At 70.9% G+C, this 20,259-nt stretch carries 19 protein-coding genes; 11 read left to right on the top strand and 8 right to left on the bottom strand.

Features of this window, described 5'->3' with window-relative positions:
• The first annotated feature begins 87 nt into the window (after nucleotides 1-87).
• Nucleotides 88-1,329, top strand: coding sequence for a hypothetical protein (locus AC07NB_RS09545; protein ID WP_494570688.1), 1,242 nt, complete (start codon nucleotides 88-90; stop codon nucleotides 1,327-1,329).
• Nucleotides 1,330-1,336: 7 nt separating this feature from the next.
• On the opposite strand, the gene cysQ is transcribed toward AC07NB_RS09545, so the two are convergent.
• The gene (cysQ, locus tag AC07NB_RS09540; protein WP_291838389.1) at nucleotides 1,337-2,122 is read right to left on the bottom strand and encodes a 3'(2'),5'-bisphosphate nucleotidase CysQ; all 786 of its coding nucleotides are present in this window, start codon (nucleotides 2,120-2,122) and stop codon (nucleotides 1,337-1,339) included.
• Between the two features lie 89 nt (nucleotides 2,123-2,211).
• Here cysQ and chpT point away from each other — a divergent pair, with 89 nt between their 5' ends.
• From chpT to AC07NB_RS09510, 6 genes are all read left to right on the top strand, one after another.
• Nucleotides 2,212-2,868 carry a histidine phosphotransferase ChpT gene (gene chpT / locus AC07NB_RS09535; RefSeq protein ID WP_492312346.1) on the top strand — a complete coding sequence of 219 codons (657 nt, stop codon included), beginning with the start codon at nucleotides 2,212-2,214 and terminating at the stop codon, nucleotides 2,866-2,868.
• 98 nt (nucleotides 2,869-2,966) lie between these two features.
• Nucleotides 2,967-3,344 carry a response regulator gene (locus AC07NB_RS09530; RefSeq protein WP_291838395.1) on the top strand — a complete coding sequence of 126 codons (378 nt, stop codon included), beginning with the start codon at nucleotides 2,967-2,969 and terminating at the stop codon, nucleotides 3,342-3,344.
• 4 nt (nucleotides 3,345-3,348) lie between these two features.
• The gene (locus AC07NB_RS09525) at nucleotides 3,349-4,164 is read left to right on the top strand and encodes a CheR family methyltransferase (RefSeq protein ID WP_291838399.1); all 816 of its coding nucleotides are present in this window, start codon (nucleotides 3,349-3,351) and stop codon (nucleotides 4,162-4,164) included.
• A gap of 62 nt (nucleotides 4,165-4,226) precedes the next feature.
• Entirely contained in the window at nucleotides 4,227-6,122 is a 1,896-nt protein-coding gene (locus AC07NB_RS09520) for a M20/M25/M40 family metallo-hydrolase (RefSeq protein ID WP_494570687.1), read from the top strand.
• 152 nt (nucleotides 6,123-6,274) lie between these two features.
• Nucleotides 6,275-7,375 carry a recombinase RecA gene (recA, locus tag AC07NB_RS09515; protein ID WP_291838405.1) on the top strand — a complete coding sequence of 367 codons (1,101 nt, stop codon included), beginning with the start codon at nucleotides 6,275-6,277 and terminating at the stop codon, nucleotides 7,373-7,375.
• A 316-nt stretch (nucleotides 7,376-7,691) separates the two neighbouring features.
• Complete coding sequence (locus AC07NB_RS09510; RefSeq protein ID WP_494570686.1) at nucleotides 7,692-8,153, top strand: hypothetical protein; 462 nt, start codon at nucleotides 7,692-7,694, stop codon at nucleotides 8,151-8,153.
• 60 nt (nucleotides 8,154-8,213) lie between these two features.
• Here the strand turns inward: AC07NB_RS09510 and AC07NB_RS09505 are convergent, their stop codons facing one another.
• Nucleotides 8,214-8,552 carry a hypothetical protein gene (locus AC07NB_RS09505; protein WP_291838410.1) on the bottom strand — a complete coding sequence of 113 codons (339 nt, stop codon included), beginning with the start codon at nucleotides 8,550-8,552 and terminating at the stop codon, nucleotides 8,214-8,216.
• A gap of 227 nt (nucleotides 8,553-8,779) precedes the next feature.
• Here AC07NB_RS09505 and alaS point away from each other — a divergent pair, with 227 nt between their 5' ends.
• Complete coding sequence (gene alaS, locus AC07NB_RS09500) at nucleotides 8,780-11,431, top strand: alanine--tRNA ligase (protein WP_494570685.1); 2,652 nt, start codon at nucleotides 8,780-8,782, stop codon at nucleotides 11,429-11,431.
• A gap of 2 nt (nucleotides 11,432-11,433) precedes the next feature.
• Here alaS and AC07NB_RS09495 read toward each other — a convergent pair whose 3' ends face one another.
• The 4 genes from AC07NB_RS09495 to AC07NB_RS09480 form a co-directional block, all read right to left on the bottom strand.
• Nucleotides 11,434-12,141, bottom strand: a complete 708-nt coding sequence (locus AC07NB_RS09495) for a hypothetical protein (RefSeq protein WP_291839693.1) — start codon at nucleotides 12,139-12,141, stop codon at nucleotides 11,434-11,436.
• Nucleotides 12,142-12,176: 35 nt separating this feature from the next.
• Entirely contained in the window at nucleotides 12,177-12,728 is a 552-nt protein-coding gene (locus AC07NB_RS09490; RefSeq protein ID WP_494570684.1) for a DUF2939 domain-containing protein, read from the bottom strand.
• A gap of 77 nt (nucleotides 12,729-12,805) precedes the next feature.
• Complete coding sequence (locus AC07NB_RS09485) at nucleotides 12,806-13,420, bottom strand: DUF2939 domain-containing protein (RefSeq protein ID WP_291839699.1); 615 nt, start codon at nucleotides 13,418-13,420, stop codon at nucleotides 12,806-12,808.
• Between the two features lie 206 nt (nucleotides 13,421-13,626).
• Nucleotides 13,627-14,841 (bottom strand): NADP-dependent isocitrate dehydrogenase, encoded by a 1,215-nt coding sequence (locus tag AC07NB_RS09480; RefSeq protein ID WP_494570683.1) that lies wholly within the window; start codon nucleotides 14,839-14,841, stop codon nucleotides 13,627-13,629.
• A gap of 231 nt (nucleotides 14,842-15,072) precedes the next feature.
• Between AC07NB_RS09480 and AC07NB_RS09475 the strand changes: the two genes are divergently transcribed.
• Nucleotides 15,073-16,227: a DUF1176 domain-containing protein gene (locus AC07NB_RS09475; protein WP_494570682.1), complete on the top strand. Its 1,155-nt coding sequence runs from the start codon at nucleotides 15,073-15,075 to the stop codon at nucleotides 16,225-16,227.
• Nucleotides 16,224-17,135, top strand: a complete 912-nt coding sequence (locus AC07NB_RS09470; RefSeq protein ID WP_494570681.1) for an NAD(P)/FAD-dependent oxidoreductase — start codon at nucleotides 16,224-16,226, stop codon at nucleotides 17,133-17,135. Before AC07NB_RS09475 ends, AC07NB_RS09470 begins: the two co-directional genes overlap by 4 nt.
• Before the next feature lie 124 nt (nucleotides 17,136-17,259).
• On the opposite strand, the gene AC07NB_RS09465 is transcribed toward AC07NB_RS09470, so the two are convergent.
• A complete protein-coding gene (locus tag AC07NB_RS09465) occupies nucleotides 17,260-17,382 on the bottom strand; it encodes a hypothetical protein (protein WP_291832223.1) in 123 nt (40 codons plus the stop codon).
• 108 nt (nucleotides 17,383-17,490) lie between these two features.
• Between AC07NB_RS09465 and AC07NB_RS09460 the strand changes: the two genes are divergently transcribed.
• Entirely contained in the window at nucleotides 17,491-18,444 is a 954-nt protein-coding gene (locus AC07NB_RS09460; protein WP_291832224.1) for a LysR substrate-binding domain-containing protein, read from the top strand.
• 3 nt (nucleotides 18,445-18,447) lie between these two features.
• On the opposite strand, the gene AC07NB_RS09455 is transcribed toward AC07NB_RS09460, so the two are convergent.
• Entirely contained in the window at nucleotides 18,448-20,253 is a 1,806-nt protein-coding gene (locus AC07NB_RS09455; protein ID WP_494570680.1) for a DUF885 domain-containing protein, read from the bottom strand.
• Nucleotides 20,254-20,259: the final 6 nt, after the last annotated feature.

The raw sequence follows: 20,259 nt of genomic DNA, 5'->3' as shown, positions 1-20,259 counted from the left end.
AACCACCGGCGCGGCGCTGCGTTTGCTTGAGTGCGGCCCGGGGACCATTCGTCCGTCCCGAAGCGGGACGGAACCGGAGCTGCGTGCATGTTTGAATTCGGCCGCGATCTGAGAAAGCTGTTCGAGAAGGCTCGCGAAAGCGAGGACCTCGGCTGGCTGGAGCTGGTCGGCGCGGATCTGGTTCAGGTCGAGGCCCGGCGCGAGGGCGTCGACGCGGGACGGGTGTCGGCGGCCCGGCCGTTCGACGGCTGGATGCGCTCGTCCACCCTCTGGCGCGAGCACGCGCGCCGCACCGGCAGCCGGATCAGCCTGGAGCGCGCCGGCGCCGCCGCGTCGGACGCCGCCCGTCACACCACCAGCCCGGACCAGACCGCCGCCGCCGCGATCGAGTCCGCGGCCATCCATCTTCTGCGCTTCGACCTGTTCGGCGGCCCGGCGGCCCTGACCGCTGCCCTGTCGGACGTCCAGAGCCTGACCTGCGAGCGGCCGGCGACCCGGTCGTCCGCCGCCGCCCTTCACGCCCGCCTGTGCGCCCGGCGCGCCCGGTTGAGCGGCGACACCCACGCCCTGCTCGACGCCGGCGCCCTGCTGGACGCCGCCGTGCACGACGCCCGCGCCTTGCCGCCGACCGTGGCCGACGAGCTGCGGCTGGACCGCGCCGCCCTGTCGCTGGAGGCCGGGGTGACGCGCCGCGATCCGCGCATGCTGGATCAGGCCGGGCGCGACCTGCGCGCGCTGGTGGAGGCGGCCTCGCCCGATCACCGCCCCCTGACCCGCGCCCGCGCCCTGGCGCTGGCCGGCGCCGGCATGGCCGCCCTGGCCGTATTGGCCCGGGATGACTCCGCGGCCGCCCAGGGCCGGGCCCTGTTCGACGCCGCCGCCGATCAGTTCACCCCCGACCACAGCCCGCTCGACTGGGCCGCCGTGCTGCTGGCCGGGACCAGCAAGGACACCCCGCTGCTGACGCTGGCGCAGGCCGAGGCCCTGACCCGCGAGCCGGGCCTGCTGCTGGGCGCCCTGGTGCGTGAGCGGCGCCTGTCCGCGGAGGTCGCGCTGGCCGAGGCCCTGGGCGATGTGACCGCCCTGAACGGACTGGAAGCCGTGGTTCGCCGCCGTCTGTCGGAGCCCCTGCGGGTGCAGCCGCTGGACTGGGCGGCCGACCAGATCGGCATGGCGCAGCTGTTCCGCGCCCGCGCCCGCCTGACCGGCGTGGAGGCGCGGTCCGTCGGCCTGATGCTGGCCGAGGCGATGGAGACCGCGCGCGAGATGGGCGCCCCGGCTCTGGCCGACCGCGCCGTGCTGGCGATGCCGGAAGCCGTCGAGATCTAGAGAGGCCTCAGCCGCCCAGGGCGACGAAGCCGCCGTTGGCGTGGCACGGCTTGCCGTAGCGCAGCGGCTGGCCGTCTTCGGCCATGACCCGCCCGCCCGCGGCCTCGAGCACCGCCTGCCCCGCCGCGGTGTCCCATTCGGACGTCGGGCCGGTGCGCGGATAGGCGTCGAAACGGCCCTCGGCGATCAGGCAGAATTTCAGCGAGGAGTCCGTGCCCTGCCACTGGACGCAGCCGTGGCGCGAGGCGAGGCGCGCCGCCTCGTCGTCGGTCATGCTGTGGCTCAGCAGGGCGGTCGGCGAGGCCGGGCGCTCGCGCACCTTGATCGTGGTCCACGCCTCGCCGAAGCGGCGGCGGAAGGCGCCCTTGCCCGGCGCCCCGCTGCGCCAGGTGACCTGGGTCGCGGGGGCGGTGACCACGCCGGCGACCGGCGTGTCTTTGTGAATGAGGGCGATGTTGACGGTGTAGCTCTCGCGGCCCTCGATGAAGCCGCGGGTGCCGTCCAGCGGATCGATCAGCCAGAACCATTCGCCCAGGATCTCGGAGACGCCGTTCGCCGCGACCTGCTCCTCGGCCACGGCCTGCACCTCGGGATAAAGGGCGGCGAGGCGGTCGAGGATCAGGGCCTCGGCCTCGCGGTCCGCCTGGGTGACGGGGCTGTCGTCCTTCTTGCTCTCGGCCACGACGCCCGAACGCCAGTACGGAAGGATGACCCGCGCGGCCTCCTCGGTGATGTCGGCCAGCGCCTCGGCCAGGGCGCCCGACGCGAGGTCGGCGATCAGTCGGTTGCTCATGGCCGATCCGATAGAGCATCCGCGCGGTTTGAAGAACCGGCAAATCAGGTCAGCCTTGGGGATACTCCGCCCAACCGCCTCCGGACCCGATGACCGACACCGTGCTGACTCCCGCCCTGCCCGACGGGCAGGCTCTCGCCACCCTGGTCGCGGGCAAGCTTTGCCACGACTTCATCAGCCCGGCGGGCGCGATCAGCTCGGGGCTGGACCTGCTGAAGGACCCGTCGGCCCAGGACATGCGCGACGACGCCATGGGCCTGATCGAGGCCAGCGCGAAGAAGATGATCGCCCTGGTCAGTTTCGCCCGCGTCGCCTTCGGCGCCGCGACCTCGGCCGAGCGCTTCTCGGGCGCGGAGCTGGGCGAGCTGGTGTCCGGCCTGACCGAAGGCGGCCGCGCGACCCTGCAATGGGCGGTGACCGAGGGGACCTATTCCAAGCCGCAGTCGCGGGCGCTGGTGAACCTGGCCTATCTGACCGTGGCGGCCCTGCCCTCCGGCGGCGTGGCCACCGTGCGCACGCGCGCCGAGGGTGACGGCCTTGTGATCGAGGGGATCGCCGAGGGCGCCCGCGCCCGGCTGAAGGCCGAGGCGGTGTCCGGCCTGGCCGGCCGCCCCCTGTCCGAAGGCCTCCCGGGCCAGTGGATCCAGCCCTACTGGCTGTGGCTGACCGCCCACGATGCGGGAGGAACCCTGGATGTCTCGGCCGAGGAAGGCCGCGTCGCCCTGATCGCCCGCATGCCTAACTGACGCTTAAGGCGGTTTCCCAAGGACTCGTTAACCGGCTCAAGCCGATCATAGGCCTAGATACACACGCGGGCGTTGCGTCCTGTTTCGCCCTCCAGGATATGAAATTGACCCCCAGAACCTGTCTGATCGTCGACGACAGCCGGATCATCCGGAAGGTCGCGCGCCGCATCGTCGAGGGGCTCGGATTCGAGGTCGACGAGGCCGCCGACGGCTCGGAGGCGCTGGCCTTCTGCGCGGGGGTGATGCCCGAGGTGATCCTGCTGGACTGGTCCATGCCGGTGATGGACGGCCTGACCTTCCTGCGCCGCCTGCGCACCCTGCCGGACGGAGCCGTCCCCAAGGTGCTGTTCTGCACCATCGAGACCCGCGCCGAACGCATCGCCGAGGCCCTGTCCGCCGGCGCCGACGACTATGTGATGAAGCCGTTCGACGGTGAGATCCTGACATCGAAATTCGCCGAGGTGGGAGCCGTCTGACCCCATGTCGCCCGAGGACTTCGATCGCCTGCAATCGCTGATGGCCTCGCGCGCGGGGTTCAGGCTGACGCGCGACCGGATGAAGCTGGCCGAGCACCGCCTGGGTCCCGTGGCCCGGCGCGAGGGGTTCGAGACCGTCGACGCCATGCTGGGCTCGCTGTGGGCCAAGCCGGTGGCGACCCTGGGCTGGTCGATCATCGAGGCCCTGCTCAACCCCGAGACCTGGTTCCGCCGCGACCGTCCGACCTTCGACACCCTGGGCGGCGAACTGCTGCCGGCTCTCAGCCGCGCACGAACCGGCCAGCCGGTGCGCGTCTGGTCTGCGGGCTGCTCGACCGGGCAGGAGCCGTGGTCGATCGCCATGGCCGCGCTGGACGCCGGCGCCCCGGTCGAGATCGTCGGCACCGACCTGTCGCAGCGCGCGCTGGAGAAGGCCCGCACCGGCGCCTACACCGGCTTCGAGATCCAGCGGGGCCTGAAGGCCGAGACCATGCTGCGCTGGTTCGAACAGGCCGATGACGCCTGGATCGCCAAGCCCCAGCTGCGCGCGACGGTGCATTTCGCCCGCGCCAACCTGCTGGACGCCCCGACCGACGACGCCCGCTTCGACGTCATCTTCTGCCGCAACGTGCTGGACGACATGGACCCGGCGCGCCGGACCCAGGTGCTGGACAACCTGGAGCGGCGGCTGGTCGACGACGGCGTGCTGTTCCTCGGCCCAGACGAGCGGATCGAGGGCGACAGCGTCGCCTTCCGCGCCGTCGCCGGACGCCGGGGCCTGTTCGTCAAGTCGCCGACGGCCGTGCGCCGGGCCGCCTGATCCCCCTTCGCTAATCCTGAAAATCGTCTAGCGTCGCCTTCGGTCTTCGGGGGAATGTCGACATGCGTCTGTTCTGGCTGATCGGATCGCTGGCGCTGGCGCTGGCCATCGGGGTGCTGACCCTGCAGGTCCCGCGTCCCGTCGCGGCGGACGCCCCGGCGACAGCCTTCTCCGCCGGACGAGCCATGGCCGATGTGCGCCAGATCGCCCAGCGTCCCCACCCCATCGGCTCGCAGGACCATGCGCGGGTGCGGGCCTACCTGCTGCAGCGGATGGGCGCGCTGGGCCTGCAGACCTCGACCCAGACCGGACCGATCTCGCCGGGCTCGGCGCGGCGGCTGAGCCAGCAGGGCGGCGATCCGGCGGCGGCCGATTTCAGCGCGACCAACCTGATCGGCGTGCTGCCGGGACGGAACCCCGGTCTGCCCGCCGTGGCCCTGATGGCCCACTACGACACCGTTCCGCACTCCCCGGGAGCGGCGGACGACACCACGGGTCTGGCGGCGGTGCTGGAGACGGTGCGGGCGATCCGCGCGCGGGGCCCGGCGGAGCGGACGCTGGTGGTCCTGTTCACCGACGGCGAGGAGCTGGATCTGGACGGCGCGCGCGTGTTCTGGGGCGGCCACCCCCTGCGCGACCACATCGGCGCCGTGGTCAATCTGGAGGCGCGCGGCGGCGGCGGCCGGGCCATGATGTTCGAGACCGGACGCGGCAACGCCCAGACCATCGCCCTGTTCGGCCAGGCGGCGGTCAAGGCCACGGGCGGGGTGACCTCCAACTCCCTGGCCGTCTTCGTCTATGAGACCATGCCCAACGGCACCGACTTCACCGTGCCCAAGGCGCGCGGCGTGCAGGGGGTGAATTTCGCCTTCATCGGCCGGCCGGAACAGTATCACGCCCCCGCCTCGACCCCGGAAACCCTGGACCAGGGCAGCGTGCAGCACATCGGCGCTCAGGCGCTGGAGACGGCCGACGCCCTGGTGCGCGCGCCCGTCCTGCCCGCCGCCACCGCCAACGCCGTCTACGCCGACCTCTTCGGCCGGTTCGTGGTCCACTATCCGCCGGTGATCGGATGGGGGCTGTGGGCCATCGCCGCCGCTCTGCTGGCCGCCGCCGCCGCGCTGGCCCGACGCCGCGCGGGCCTGACCTTCGCCGACGTCGGGCGCGGCATGATCGACGGCCTGTGGTTCCTGAGCAGCGGACTGGTGCTGACCCACGCGGTGCGGCTGGCCGGCGGACCTCTGTCGGAGCGGGCCGAGAGCGCGGAGGCCTACTATACCCTGCTGGCCCGGCTGCCCTGGCTGGAGGCGGGCGCGGCTCTGGCGGTGTTGGCCCTGATGCTGGCGGTGCTGGGCGGCCGGACGCGGTCCGACCGTCGCGTGACCGCCGGCGCTCTCACGGCGTTGACCCTCCTGACCCAGGTCCTGGGCGGGTTCAATCCGCTGATCCTCGTGGCGGGCGGCGCGGCCATCGGCCTGTCGCTGGCGCCGGGCCTGGCCGCGCGCAGCGCCTGGGGCGGCTGGACCGGGCTGATCGCCCTGGTCCTCGTGTTCGCGGCGGGCGCCCAGGCGGCGGCGCCCGAGACGGCCTTCCTGTTCCTGTGGCCGGCCCTGCTGGCCGGGCTGGCGGCGGTCGCCGCCGCCGCGCTCGATCCGGGCCTGACCCGGCCGAAGTCGCTGGCCGCCGTCGGGGTCGCCGCCGTCCTGGGCGGGGCCTGGCTGATCGGCATGGCCCACCCGGTCTTCCTCGGCATCGGCATGGACCTGCCCGGAGTGCTGGCCCTGCTCGGTTTGCTGGGCCTGATGCTGGTTCGGCCGTTCAGCCCCGAGCTAGCGGCCGAGCGGCCGTTGCTGATGGTCGCGCTGGGCGTGCTGATCCTCGGCGCGGGCCTGTCGGCCTATGCCCAGGTCGCCGAGCCGATGGCTCGCGATCCGCTGGCGTCGTCGCAGACGAGCTGACCCCATACGTCAAATTTGGACGTACGAAACCGGAACTGGACGGGGACAGAAAGAGAACATCTTGTGAACCAGAACAAACCATGCACATAGTCCGCCTCACACAACGAGGGGGCGGGTCCATGGCGGGTCTCTCCCGAAACCAGATGGGAATCATGGCAAGGGAGACGAAGGCAGTGTCACAGGCGGCTTTGAAATTGGTGGGCAAGGAAGACGGCGACAAGCAACGCGCCCTTGAGGCCGCGATCGCGCAGATCGATCGCGCCTTCGGCAAGGGCTCGGTGATGAAGCTGGGCAAGGGCGGCGTCGTCGCCGAGATCGCCAGCGTCTCGACCGGCTCGCTGGGTCTCGACATGGCGCTCGGCATCGGCGGCCTGCCGCGCGGCCGGGTCATCGAGGTGTTCGGTCCCGAAAGCTCGGGCAAGACGACCCTGGCCCTGCATACCGTGGCGGAAATCCAGAAGGCCGGCGGCGTGGCCGCCTTCGTCGACGCCGAACATGCGCTCGACCCCGGCTACGCCCAGAAGCTGGGCGTGAACCTGGACGACCTGCTGGTCTCGCAGCCCGACACGGGCGAGCAGGCGCTGGAGATCGTCGACACCCTGGTGCGCTCGGGCGCCGTGGACATCGTGGTGGTCGACTCCGTCGCCGCCCTGACGCCGCGCGCCGAGATCGAGGGCGAGATGGGCGACAGCCTGCCCGGCCTGCAGGCCCGTCTGATGAGCCAGGCCCTGCGCAAGCTGACCGCCTCGATCAACAAGTCGCAGTGCATCGTCCTGTTCATCAACCAGATCCGCCACAAGATCGGCGTCATGTACGGCTCGCCGGAAACCACGACCGGCGGCAATGCGCTGAAATTCTACGCCTCGGTCCGTCTCGACATCCGCCGCACCGGCGCGATCAAGGATCGCGACGAAGTCGTCGGCAACACCACCCGCGTGAAGGTGGTCAAGAACAAGGTCGCCCCGCCGTTCCGCGAGGTCATCTTCGACATCATGTACGGCGAAGGCATCTCCAAGCTGGGCGAGATCATCGACCTGGGCGTGAAGGCCGGCGTCGTCGAGAAGTCGGGCAGCTGGTTCTCCTACGACAGCCAGCGCATCGGCCAGGGCCGCGAGAATGTGCGCGCCTTCCTCAAGGCCAATCCGGATGTCGCCGACTCGATCGAGAAGGCCGTGCGCGCCTCGACCAACAAGATCGCCGACGAACTTCTGGGCACGCCCGAGCCGGACGAGGGCCAGGACCTCGAGGGCTGATTATCCTCCCCCATCGGGGGAGGGGGACCATCCTGAGCCGACGGCGAAGGATGGCGTAGGGGGCCGCTTCGCCCCCTTCCACTCCAGACACGACACTTCTCCGGCCGGGTTCGCCGACCCGCCATCCGACCCCGCCGGGCCGGGCCGGACGGAGCGGCCGCTCGACCCCCGCCGGGTCGGGCGGCCTTTTTTCGTCCGGGCCTCCCCCTTCGACGGCGGATCGGGCGCCGCGCCAAGGCGGACGTCCATGAGAGAACGACGACGGGATTGCCGGATGGACCGGAGGGGGTGATCGTCGGCGCCGGGAGGACTTCACATGATCAAAACGGATTCCGGCGCGCGCGCCGCCTTCGTCGCCGGCCTCGCCGGGGGCGCGGCCGACATTCTGACCGCCTTCGTCATCTACCGCCCTGCCTCGCCGGAGAAGATCCTGCAGTCGGTGGCTTCCGGACTGCTGGGTCCCGCGGCCTTCCAGGGCGGATGGGGCGCCGCGGCGATCGGCCTGGCCGCCCACTTCGCCCTCGCCGTCATCTGGGGCGTCATCTTCATCCTCGCCACCGGCCAGGCGCCCGCGGTCCTGCGCCGTCCCATCCTGTCCGGCCTGGGCTTCGGCGTGGTCGTCTACGGGGTGATGAACGCCATCGTCGTCCCCCTGTCGGCCGCACCGCCGCGCGGCGCGCCGCCCGCCGAGATGATCGGGCTGGGCCTCCTGGCCCACGGCCTGTTCGGCCTGGCCCTGGCCTTCACCGCCGCCCGCCTGCTGCGCGCGGAGCGCTGACGCAGAACGGGGCGGCCCTTCCGGACCGCCCCGCTTCCTTCTCCAGACGGACGCTTCCGCCTACCACTCCGGCGGCAGGTAGGGGCCGAAGCCCGAACAGACGTACATCGGGGTCTTCACCTCGTAGCCGGCCGGCAGCCACGGCGAGGTGACGAAGATCATCTGGCCCGACTGGACGCAGCTGTCGGACCCGCTGCCGATCAGGTTGGTGTGCTCCGCGTCCGAATAGACCTCATAGGAATAGGCGATCGGGAAACAATCGCTATGGCCGCTGAAGCAGTAGATCCCCGGCCCGGGGTAGTACTGCTGGACCGACGCCGCGGGCGCCGGCGCCGCCGCTCCGAGCGACATCGACAGGGTCAGGCCCGCCACGGCGGCGCCAAGCATCTTGATCGACATGATACCCTCCTTCACACGCGCCCCTCCGGCGCGGGGGTAGTAAGCGGCGCCACTCACACAACCCTAAATGACAAGTTCGTGTGTAAGGCGAATCCGCGTCGGCGCTCTCGCGAGCCGGCTTCGACCGCGCCCGTCCCGCCACCCCGGCTCCGACATCACGTCCGGGTGATGCAAAGGGGCCAAAACCCCTATATGACGCCCGATCCCCCTTCTCGAATGCGCGTCCCATGACCAGCCTGAAACAGATTCGTTCGACCTTCCTCGACTACTTCGCGGCCGACGGCCACGAGAAGGTCCACTCGGCTCCGCTGGTGCCGCAGAACGACCCGACGCTGATGTTCGTCAACGCGGGCATGGTGCCGTTCAAGGACTACTTCACGGGCGCCGCGACCCCGCCCTGGCCGCGCGCCACCAGCTCGCAGAAATGCGTCCGCGCGGGCGGCAAGCACAACGACCTGGACAACGTCGGCTACACCGCCCGGCACCTCACCTTCTTCGAGATGCTCGGCAATTTCTCGTTCGGCGACTACTTCAAGGAACACGCGATCGACCGCGCCTGGCAGTTGGTCACCAAGGACTTCGGCCTGGACCCCAAGCGCCTGCTGGTCACCGTCTACATCGACGACGACGAGGCCTTCGACATCTGGAAGAAGGTCACCGGCTTCAGCGACGACAAGATCATCCGCATCGCCGGCTCGGACAATTTCTGGGCCATGGGCGATAACGGTCCCTGCGGTCCGTGCACCGAGATCTTCTGGGACTACGGCGACCACGTCCCCGGCGGCCCTCCCGGTTCGCCGGACGAGGACGGCGACCGCTATGTGGAGATCTGGAACAACGTCTTCATGCAGTTCGAGAAGGAGAACGACCAGATCGTTCGCCAGCTCCCCAAGCCCTCGGTGGACACCGGCATGGGCCTGGAGCGCATCGCCTCGGTGCTGCAGGGCGTCAACTCGGTGTTCGACACCGACCTGTTCAAGACCCTGATCGCCGCCTCGGAAGAGGCCACCTCGACCCGGTCCGAGGGTGAGCGGGCGTCCAGCCACCGGGTCATCGCCGACCACCTGCGCTCGTCGTCCTTCCTGATCGCCGACGGCGTGACGCCCTCGAACGAGGGCCGGGGCTATGTCCTGCGCCGCATCATGCGCCGCGCCATGCGCCACGCCCACCTGCTGGGCGCGAGCGACCCCCTGATGCACCGCCTGGTGCCGACGCTGGTCAGCGAGATGGGCGAAGCCTATCCCGAGCTGAAACGCGCCCAGCCCTTCATCGAGGACACGCTGAAGCAGGAAGAGGTCCGCTTCCGCACGACCCTGTCCAAGGGCATGGCTCTGTTCGACACGGCGGTGCAGGGCTTCCGGCCCGGCGATATGCTGGACGGCCAGACGGCCTTTACCCTGTCCGACACCTACGGCTTCCCGCTGGACCTGACCCAGGACGAGGCCCGCCGGCGCGGCTATTCGGTCAATGTCGACGGCTTCGAGGCCGCCATGGCCGAGCAGCGCCAGCGCTCGCGCGAGCACTGGAAGGGCTCGGGCCAGACCGCCAACGCCGGCGAGTGGCTGACCATCCGCGACCGCCTGGGGCCGACCGTCTTCACCGGCTATGACGCCATCGAGGGTTCGGGCGAGGTCCTGGCCATCATGAGCGGCGGCGCGCCGGTCGAGTCTGCCGAGGCCGGCGACATCGTCGAGGTCCTGTTCGACACCACCCCCTTCTACGCCGAGAGCGGCGGCCAGGCGGGCGACCACGGCACGTTCGAGTGGCCGGGCGGCGAGGCCGAGGTCATCGACGTCAAGAAGCACGCGGGCGACCTGCACGTGCTGTCGGTCCAGGTCACGGCGGGCAAGCTGGAGATCGGAACCCGCGCGGCCCAGCTGGTCGACGCCGAGAAGCGCCGCACCACGCGCGCCAACCACTCGGCCGCCCACCTGCTGCACACGGCGCTGAAGAACATCCTCGGCCCGGCGGTGGCGCAGAAGGGCCAGCTGGTCGACGCCGAGCGCGCGCGCTTCGACTTCAGCCACAACGCCCCGCTGACCGATGCCGAGCTGTCGGCCATCGAGACCGAGGTCAACGCCGTGATCCGCCAGAACGTCCCGACGGAGACGAAGCTGATGGCGCCCGAAGCGGCGATCGAGGCCGGGGCCATCGCCCTGTTCGGCGAGAAGTACGGCGACGAGGTCCGGGTGCTGACGCTCGGCCGGTCGCTGACCGGCGACAACGCCCCCTATTCGGTCGAGCTGTGCGGCGGCACCCACGTGGCCCGCACCGGCGACATCGCCCTGTTCAAGGTGGTGCAGGAAACCGGCATCGCCGCCGGCGTGCGCCGCATCGAGGCCCTGACCGGCGAGGCCGCGCGCCAGTACCTGCTGGCCCAGGCCGGCGTGGCCAAGGGTCTGGCCCAGAGCTTCAAGGTCCAGACGGGCGACGTGCCCGCGCGGGTCGAGGCCCTGAGTGGTTCGGTCAAGGCGCTGGAGAAGCAGGTCGCCGAGCTGAAGAAGCAACTGGCCCTGGGCGGCGGCGGGGCGTCGGCCAACGCCGCGCCGGAGGAGATCAACGGCGTCAAGCTGATCGCCCGCGTGCTGGACGGCGTGGACGGCAAGGGCCTGCGCGGCGTGGCCGAAGACTTCCGCAAACAGGTCGGTTCGGGCGTCGTCGCCCTGATCGGCGTGACCGAGGGCAAGGCGGCGATCACCGTCGCCGTGACCTCGGACATCACCGGCACGGTCAACGCGGCGGATCTCGCCCGCGCGGCGGTGCTGGCGATGGGCGGCCAGGGCGCGGGCGGCAAGCCCGACTTCGCCCAGGGCGGCGCTCCCGAAGGCGGCAAGGCCGAGGACGGCCTGGCCGCGATCCGGGCCGCGCTGCAGGCCTAAGGCTAGCTCTCGGGCGTGACGGTGCGCGTCACCCGGCCGGCCTCGTCCAGGAACTGGATCGAGGCCTGGCCGTCGGCCGCCACGTGCAGGCGCAGCCGCGTCCGTCCCTGGGCGTCGCGCAGCTCCATCTTCGAGGCCCGCTCCGCGTCCTTGCCGAAGTAGGCGCGCTGGTTTCCAAACGCGCCCTCGGCCCTCAGGCGCGCCAGCTCGGCCGTCCGGGCGTCCCCCGTCAGGCCCTGCAGCCGGGTTGTGGCGACCTCGATCGACTGGTCCGGCCGGTCCGAGATCGTCAGCCCGGCCGTGCGCTCGCCGCCCTCCTCGATCTGGTTCAGGGCGACGACCTGGTCCTGCTCGAACTGGTCGAAGCTCAGGTGGCCGTATCCCTCGACCGACCCGTCGGCCTTGCGCGCACCGCCGAAGATCAGCCCGCCGTTTTCGGTGCCCTCGTCATTGAAGAACAGCATGCCCGCGGTGGTGCGGTTCGGGTGCGGATGCTCCTGCCCGCGGATGATCAGTCCCGGGAAACGGGCGGTGTTGGAGATGGTCATCCGCAGGGTGCCGTCGTCCTCGCGGATGTTGATCCGCTTGACGTCGATCTCCTCGAAGGCGGTGCGCTCGGGCCCGCTGACGGCCTCGGTGACCACGAAGGCGCCCAGGATGGTGGTGGCGATGGCGGAATAGACGACCAGGAAGGACGGGCGGCGGGACATGGGAGGACTCCGAACGGGACGATCCTCCTTCCTACTCACGCCTCGTTCTGCAGGTCCACGGCGGCCAGCTTCCAACTGAACAAACCGCGGCGTTCCAGGATCAGGGCCAGGTGCTGATCCGGATGGTCGCGGTCGGTCAGGGTCACGGCGAAATGGTTCAGGTCGCGGTAGCCCCAGGCCTGATGGATGTCCTTGTCGCTCTTCCTGTCCGCGGGGTCCGACGGTGCGCGACGGCTGGGATCCGGCGCCTCGGCCGTGGTGACCATCTGCGCCAGCACCTCGGGCGTGACGGCGGTGTCGATCGCGCCCGACAGGATCATCGGCGCCAGCATCATGCCCAGCCCGCCCAGGCCGCTTTCGACCACGCGCGGGTCACGGCCCATGCGCGCCACCAGCTCCTTGTTGAGCTCATCCTTCATACTGGCGCGCAGGGCCGGGAAATCGACCAGCCGCTCCAGCGTGCGGGCGTCTCCAGCCTTGGCCGCGCGGATCAGCGCCTGCCCGGCGAAGATGGGCGCCGCGGCCCAGGCGGCGGCGAACAACGCCACCGCCGCCAGCGCGGCGCCGGTCAGCAGTCTCTTGGTCATGTCATCCCTCTGGCGTCGTAACGCCTTCCCACCTTCACGGTTGCCCGAGTCGAGGCGGCGCGCCAGTGGGACCGGTATCAGCCGCCGGTCTTGCCGCTCTTGCCGGCCGGGACTTCCTCCAGCAGCGGCGGGGTGGTCCGCAGCGAACGGACCGTCGGGACGGCCCCGTCAGGCAGGGCGATATGCACCAGCCGCCACTCGAACGGCCCCTTGCGCTCGAAGGTGAAGATCGTCTTGGAGCCGCCCTCGTCCGTGACCGCCATGCGGGCGCGGTTGACGCCCCAGAAGACCGGCTCCGGGAACAGGTCCTGGCGTTCGCCCTCCGGCGCGGGCGCGGTGCGCTGGGCGGCGTAGCGGCCTTCGCCCCGGGTCAGGGCGGCGACGGCGGCGGGGGTCAGATAGATGTCCGGCTGCGGACCCAGCGCGGGCGCGGCCTGCTCGAACTGGCGGCGGACGGCGCCGATGGGGTCTTCGAGGAAGGACGCCGCCGGGGCCTGGGCGGCCGGGTTGCCGTTCAGCTGGGGCCGCAGCGACTGACGCACGGCGGTGTAGTCGATCAGCCGCGACAGGGCCGCCGCGTCATTGGCGTCCGCCGCCGACCGGATGGCGAAGAAGGCCACCCCCGGCGCGGCGAAGAAGCTGATCGCCGCGATCACGATCGCCGCCAGGATGAGTCTGCCGATGAGTTTCACGTCCGCCCTCCGTCAACGCCGTTATCAATGCACGAACCCGCGGCCCGCTCAAACGAAAGGCCCGCCGGACGCGAATCCGGCGGGCCTTTGTTTCTGGGCCGCGGTCGTCGGCCCTGCGGGACCTCCCGACCCGACGCGGCCTGGCGCTTCGCGCAGGGCTCGCGCTCAAGCCGCGAGGCTTCGCGAGCCGAGCGATAGCCCCCTTCTTAGGAAGCCATGGCCTTGTCGAGGTTCTCGGCGACCTTGTCGAGGAAGCCTTCGGTCGACAGCCAGCCCTGCTGATCGCCGACCAGCAGCGCCAGGTCCTTGGTCATGAAGCCGGCCTCGACGGTGTCGACGACGACGGTTTCCAGGGTCTCGGCGAACTTGGCCAGTTCGGCGTTGTCGTCCAGCTTGGCGCGGTGCTTGAAGCCGCGGGTCCAGGCGAAGATCGAGGCGATCGAGTTGGTCGAGGTGGCCTCGCCCTTCTGGTGCTGGCGGTAGTGGCGGGTCACGGTGCCGTGGGCGGCTTCCGTTTCCATCACGCGGCCGTCCGGGGTCATCAGGACCGAGGTCATCAGACCCAGCGAGCCGAAGCCCTGCGCCACGACGTCCGACTGCACGTCGCCGTCGTAGTTCTTGCACGCCCAGACGAAGCCGCCCGACCACTTGATGGCCGCGGCCACCATGTCGTCGATCAGGCGGTGCTCATAGGTCAGGCCGGCGGCCTTGAACTTGTCGGCGTACTCGGCGTCGAACACCTCCTGGAAGATGTCCTTGAAGCGGCCGTCGTAGGCTTTCAGGATCGTGTTCTTGGTCGAAAGATAGACCGGATAGTTGCGGTTCAGGCCGTAGCTGAACGAGGCGTGGGCGAAGTCGCGGATCGAGTCGTCCAGGTTGTACATGCCCATGGCCACGCCGGCGCCCGGCGACTTGAAGACCTCATGCTCGATCACCTGGCCGTCGTCGCCGACGAACTTGATGGTCAGGACGCCCGGTCCCGGCATCAGGAAGTCGGTGGCCTTGTACTGGTCGCCGAAGGCGTGACGGCCGACGACGATGGGCTGGGTCCAGCCCGGCACCAGGCGCGGCACGTTCGAGCAGATGATCGGCTCGCGGAAGACGACGCCGCCCAGGATGTTGCGGATGGTGCCGTTCGGCGACTTCCACATCTTCTTCAGGCCGAACTCCTTCACCCGGGCCTCGTCCGGGGTGATGGTGGCGCACTTCACGCCGACGCCGTGCTTCTGGATCGCGTGGGCCGCGTCGATCGTCACCTGGTCGTCGGTGGCGTCGCGGTGCTCCATGCCCAGGTCGTAGTAGTCCAGCTCGAGGTCGAGGTAGGGGAAGACCAGCTTGTCCTTGATCATCTGCCAGATGATCCGGGTCATCTCGTCGCCGTCGATGTCCACGATGGGATTGGCGACCTTGATCTTGGCCATGCGCGTGCTGCCTTTGCCTTGGGAGATAGGATGGGTTGGCCGGGGGTATAGCCGCCGCGCGGCGGGGCGCAAAGCCCGGGACGCCGCGACACAGATTACCGCCGTTCACCCCGGCCCGAAAAACGCCCTCGCATGATGCGGAACCGATGCGCCGGACGCCCGCTGACTAGGAATGCGGATATGGCGACGGTCGGGATGGCGATCGAAACCGACCTTGTGGGGAGAGACAGGATGCGAGCCTTGATCGTGACGGCCCTGGCCGCCGTCAGCCTGACCGCCTGCGGGCGGGACGAGCCGGCGCAAACCGGCGGGGCGCCGCAGGCCCCGGCGCCCGCGACGGCGCCGGACCCGGCCGCCACGGCCGCGGCGGCGATGCCCAGCGAGACGCGGACGTTCCGCGACTGGCGCGCCGTCTGCGACAACGGCAACCAGTGCATGGCCTACAGCGGCTCGGACGCCACCAGCTGGATCCGGATCACCCGGTCCGCCGGCGCGTCCACGGACGGTCCGTGCGTCGGCTTCGGCCTGGGCTTCACCGGACAGGACGATACGCCCAACCCGGTCACCCTCTCGGCGGACGGCCGTCCGCTGCTGCGCATGCAGGGAACCGACGGCCTGTATTGCGCGGACGGGCTGGCCGGCTCCCCGGCGACCGCGCTCATCGCGGCGGCGGACGCCCAGGCCCTGACGATGGAGGGCGGCGGGCAGAAGGGCGCGGTCCCCGCCTCGGGCCTGAAGGCCGCCCTGCTGTGGATCGACGAACGTCAGGGACGGCTGGACACGGCGACCGCCCTGATCCGGCGTGGGGACCGTCCGGACGCGATGGTGCCGTCCGCCCCCGCCCTGCCCCGCGTGATCCCCGCGCCGCCGGTCTCGCAGGCCGGCTTCGAGGGCGCGGCAAATCCGATGGAGGACGAGGCCCGCGCCCCGGCGGTCCCGGCGGAGATCGAGGCGCTGAAGACGGTGAAGGCCTGCCGGGCGGAGAACAACGAATATCTGAACAAGGCCGTGCTGGCGGCGCGGTTGGACGCATCGACGGTGCTGTGGGGCGTCCCGTGCGGCAGCGGAGCCTATAACGCGACCTACGTCTTCTACCTGGCCCGTCCGGACGGCTCCGGGGTCCGGCCCGCGGTCCTGCCCGAACACACCCCGCGCACCGAGGGCGATATCGGCGGCGAGGGGCCGTGGCTGGTCAATCCGATCTACGATCCCCGGCGCCAGACCCTGACGGTCTTCCCGCGCGGACGGGGCCTGGGCGACTGCGGGACCATCACCACCTGGACGTGGACCGCGCAGGGCTTCGCCCTGTCCGAGGAACGCAGCATGGGGGATTGCTGGGGCATGAACTCCGACCTCTGGCCGACCGTATGGCGTTCACGGAGATGACGGACCCCGAGGTCCTCGTCGTCGGAGCCGGCCCCGCCGGACTGACCGCCGCCACCTATCTGGCGCGGTTCCGCCGACGGGTGCTGGTGGCCGACGGGGGCGCGTCGCGCGCCTGCTGGATTCCGGTCAGCCACAACATGCCCGGCTTTCCGCAGGGGATCACCGGCGACGCCATCTTGCGGCGCATGACCGAGCAGGCGACCGAATATGGAGCCGGGATCGAGGCGGGCCGCGTCGAGACGCTGGCGCGGGACGGCGACGGCTTCGCAGCCCGACTGAACGGGAGGACCCTCCGGGTGCGGGCCGTGCTCCTGGCCACCGGCGTCACCGACCATCATCCCGATCTGCCGGGCGTGGAGCGGGCCATCGAACGCTCGCTGGTGCGCATCTGCCCGATCTGCGACGGCTACGAGGCCATCGACCGGGCTGTGGCGGTGATCGGGACGGACGACCGGGGCGCGCGCGAAGCCGCCTTCCTGCGCACCTATTCGGAACGGGTGGCGCTGATCCATGTGGGCGCCCCTGAGGACCTGACCTGCCGGGACGCGCTGACGCGGCTGGGCATCGAGCTGGTCTGTGCGCGGATCGACGATGTCCGCCTGGAAGGCGACCGGGTCACGGCCCTGAGCTGGGGCGGGACGTTGCGCAGCTTCGATCTGGTCTATTCGGCCTTGGGGACCTCGCCGAACGCGGCGCTGGCCGAAGGGGTCGGCGCGCGCACCGGCGATGACGGACGTCTGTTCGTCGACGCCCACCAACAGACCGGCACGCCCGGCCTCTACGCCGCCGGGGACGTGGTGCGCGGCCTGAACCAGATCGCCGTGGCGAGCGCCGAGGCCGCCGTGGCCGCAACCGCGATCCACAACCGGCTGCGCGAGGCCGACGGCCTGGTCGTGCCGCCGAATTGAATCAGCCCGAACTCCGGGATTGGGTGGGGTCCGGAGTTCGGGCCACGGCCCTTGGAGGAGGCAAGGGCCGACGGTAGGAACGGGGTGCGGAGGCGCCCCGGCAGCGTACCGGATCGGGGGGAAATCAGCGCCGGGTTGCGGCGGGCGAACCGGCCTGGGCGCGCACGATGCGGCGCGTGCGGCTACGCCGCCACTCTTCCAGGACCGCAACCCAGCCCCATGCGGGCTCCTTATGCGTGTGGTGCATCTCTTCCATCTCGGCCTCCTCTGGTCGGCGTGGGTGATAGGCGGCACTATCGGCTTGACACGGGAAGCGGACAAACCAGATTGTGCGACCCCCACATAAGGTTCGCTTATGGCCGACCCTCTTTCCGGCATCCCCCTGGCCTCGATCCGCGTGTTCGAGGCGGCCGCGCGGCTGAAGAGCTTCACGCGCGCCGCCGAGGAGCTGGGCATGACCCAGGCCGCGGTCAGCTGGCAGATCAAGGCGCTGGAGGGCCGGCTGGGCCAGAGCCTATTCCGCCGCCTGCCGCGCGAGGTGCAGCCGACGGAAGCCGGCGACCGGCTGTCGCGCGCCGCCACCGAGGCCATGAGCCTGCTGCGCCGCGCGATCAGCGACCTGACCGAGGCGGACGAGCACATCCTGTCGATCACCACCCTGGCCACGCTGGCGACCCAGTGGCTGGCCCCGCGGCTGGGGGCCTTCCAGCTGGCCAACCCCGGGCTGGCGGTGCGGATGGACACCAATCCCGCCCTGCTGGACCTCGCGCGCGAGGGCTTCGACGTCGGCATCCGGTCCGGGCACGGCGACTGGCCCGGCATGGAAAGCCAGATGCTGATGCCCAGCGTCTTCACCCCCGTATGCGGTCCGGCGATGGCGCAGAAGCTGAACCTGAAGGACCCCTGCGACCTGCTGAACGCCCCGCGCATCGGCATGGAGAAGGAATGGGCCGCCTGGTTCGCGGCGGCGGGGCTGGACGACGGCGTGCGCCCGGCGACCAAGCTGACGGCCGACTACCAGGTGCTGGAGGTCGCGGCCGCGCTGGGCGGACAGGGCGTGGCCCTGGCCTCGCCGATCCTGTTCGCGCGCGAGATCGAGACCGGGGTCCTGGTCCGGCCCTTCCAGGAGATGGTGGCCTTCCACACCGGCTACTATCTGGTCTGGCCCGAGGGGCGGCGGCGCTCGCCCAAGATCAAGCGCTTCCGTGACTGGCTCATGGCCCAGGCCGAGGCCGACCCGGCGGTGGCCGCGGCCCGGGTCGGGCAGGAGGCGCGCACCGCGAAGAAGGCGGCCGCGCCCCGTCCCTAGGCCTCAGCCCCGGATCAGGCCTTCCAGCACGGCCAGCGGAACCGAGCCGTTGACCAGCACCTTGTCGTGGAAGGCGCGCAGGTCGAAGCCGGGCTTGGCCGCCTCCTCCGCCCGCAGGCGGGCGATGACGGTGTGGCCGATCTTGTAGGCGCAGGCCTGGCCCGGCATCGAGGCGTAGCGGTTGATCTCGCTGTTGGCCGCGCCGACCGGCTTGGCGCCCGAGGCGACCATGTAGTCGACGGCCTGTTCGCGGCTCCAGCCCTTGGCGTGCATGCCCGTATCGACCACCAGGCGGACGGCGCGGAACAGATAGGACATCAGGAAGCCGACCCGGCCCAGCGGGTCCTCGGCGTAGACGTCCAGATCGTCCGCGGCGACCGCCTCGGCGTACAGGGCCCAGCCCTCGTTATAGGCCGAGAAGCCGTTGGCGCGGCGGTACTGGGGCAGGCTGTCGGTCTCACGCTGCAGGGCGACCTGCAGGTGATGGCCCGGCGAGGCCTCGTGATAGGTCAGGGTCGGCAGGGAGAACTTGGGCCAGTTCTTCGTCTCGCGCAGGTTGATGTAGTAGGCGCCCGGCCGCGAGCCGTCGAGCGGCGGCCCCTGATAGTAGCCGCCCGGCGCGCCCGCCTCGATCGCCGGGGGAACGCGGCGGACCTCCATGGCGGCGCGGGGAAGGCGTCCAAAGACGCGCGGCAGAAGCGGCTGCAGCGCCTGCACCTGCCGGTTCAGCGAGGCGATCAGCGCCACCTTGTCCGCGTCGGTCTCGCCCCACAGCTGGGCCGGATCCTTGTTCAGGGCGTCGATGCGCTGGCCGACGGTTCCCTGGGTCAGGCCCTGGGCCTTCAGGATGGCGTCGATGCCGGCGCTGATCTCGGCCACCTGTTCCAGGCCGATGGCGTGGATTTGGTCGGCGGTCAGGGTGGTGGTGGTCCAGTGCTTCAGGGCGTGGGCGTAGAAGGCCTCGCCGTCGGGCAGGCGGCGGGTTACGCCCGCGTCGTGGACGGCGGTGGGACGCAGGGCCTCGAAGGCGGCAATCTGGCGCGCCAGGGCCGGCTTCACCTCGGTCTCGACCAGGCGGGCGGCGCGGTCGCCGTAGCCGTTGAGGCCCAGGGCCGAGGCCTTGCGCTCCAGCGAGCGGACCATGGCCATGTCGGGGGCCGCCTGCCCCGACAGCGCGCGCAGTTGGCCGGTGGTCAGGTCGATGATGAAGTCGGGCGGGACGACGCCCTTGCCCGCATCGGCGCGGATTCGCTGCGTCTCCGCATCCACCGAGGGGGCGAAGGCCGACAGGCGCGACAGGAAGGCGTCGGCGCCGGCCGCATCCTCGACCCGGTGCTGGCTGTCCAGGAAGTCCGGCACGGTGAAGTAGGCGCCGGTCAGCTGGTTGACGACATAGGGGCCCATCCGCCCGCCGCCCATGGTGGAGCCGTAGTCGAAGCCCGCGCCCGCAGCGGCCGTCTCTGTCCGGAAGGCGGCGACGGCGTGGTTGACCTTGCCCGCTTCGGACAGGCCGTCCGTCCCGCCGAAGGCGCGGAACACGCGCCAGCGCTCCACCGCCTGCGCCCGCTCGTCCCGCCAGGCGCCTTCGCTCTGGTCGCTGAGCTTGGACGCCAGGCCCGCCCGCGCGCCGCGGTCGAGGCCCAGGTTGGTGGCGCTCTCAGGCGACTCGTCGATGTCCTGGTCGAACCAGGACTGCAGCAGGGCGTCCAGTTCGGCGTCGGCGTCACGGGGCGCGGCGAGGGCCGCCCCGGAGGCGGCGAGCCCGGCTCCGGCGGCGGCGGTCAGGAGCAGGCGGCGGCGATCGATCATCCGGCG

It is taken from the genome of Brevundimonas sp. GW821-FHT09G01 (genome assembly GCF_059416065.1).
Note: the sequence above shows the minus strand (reverse complement) of the source record. Positions and strands in the feature narration are given on the sequence as shown.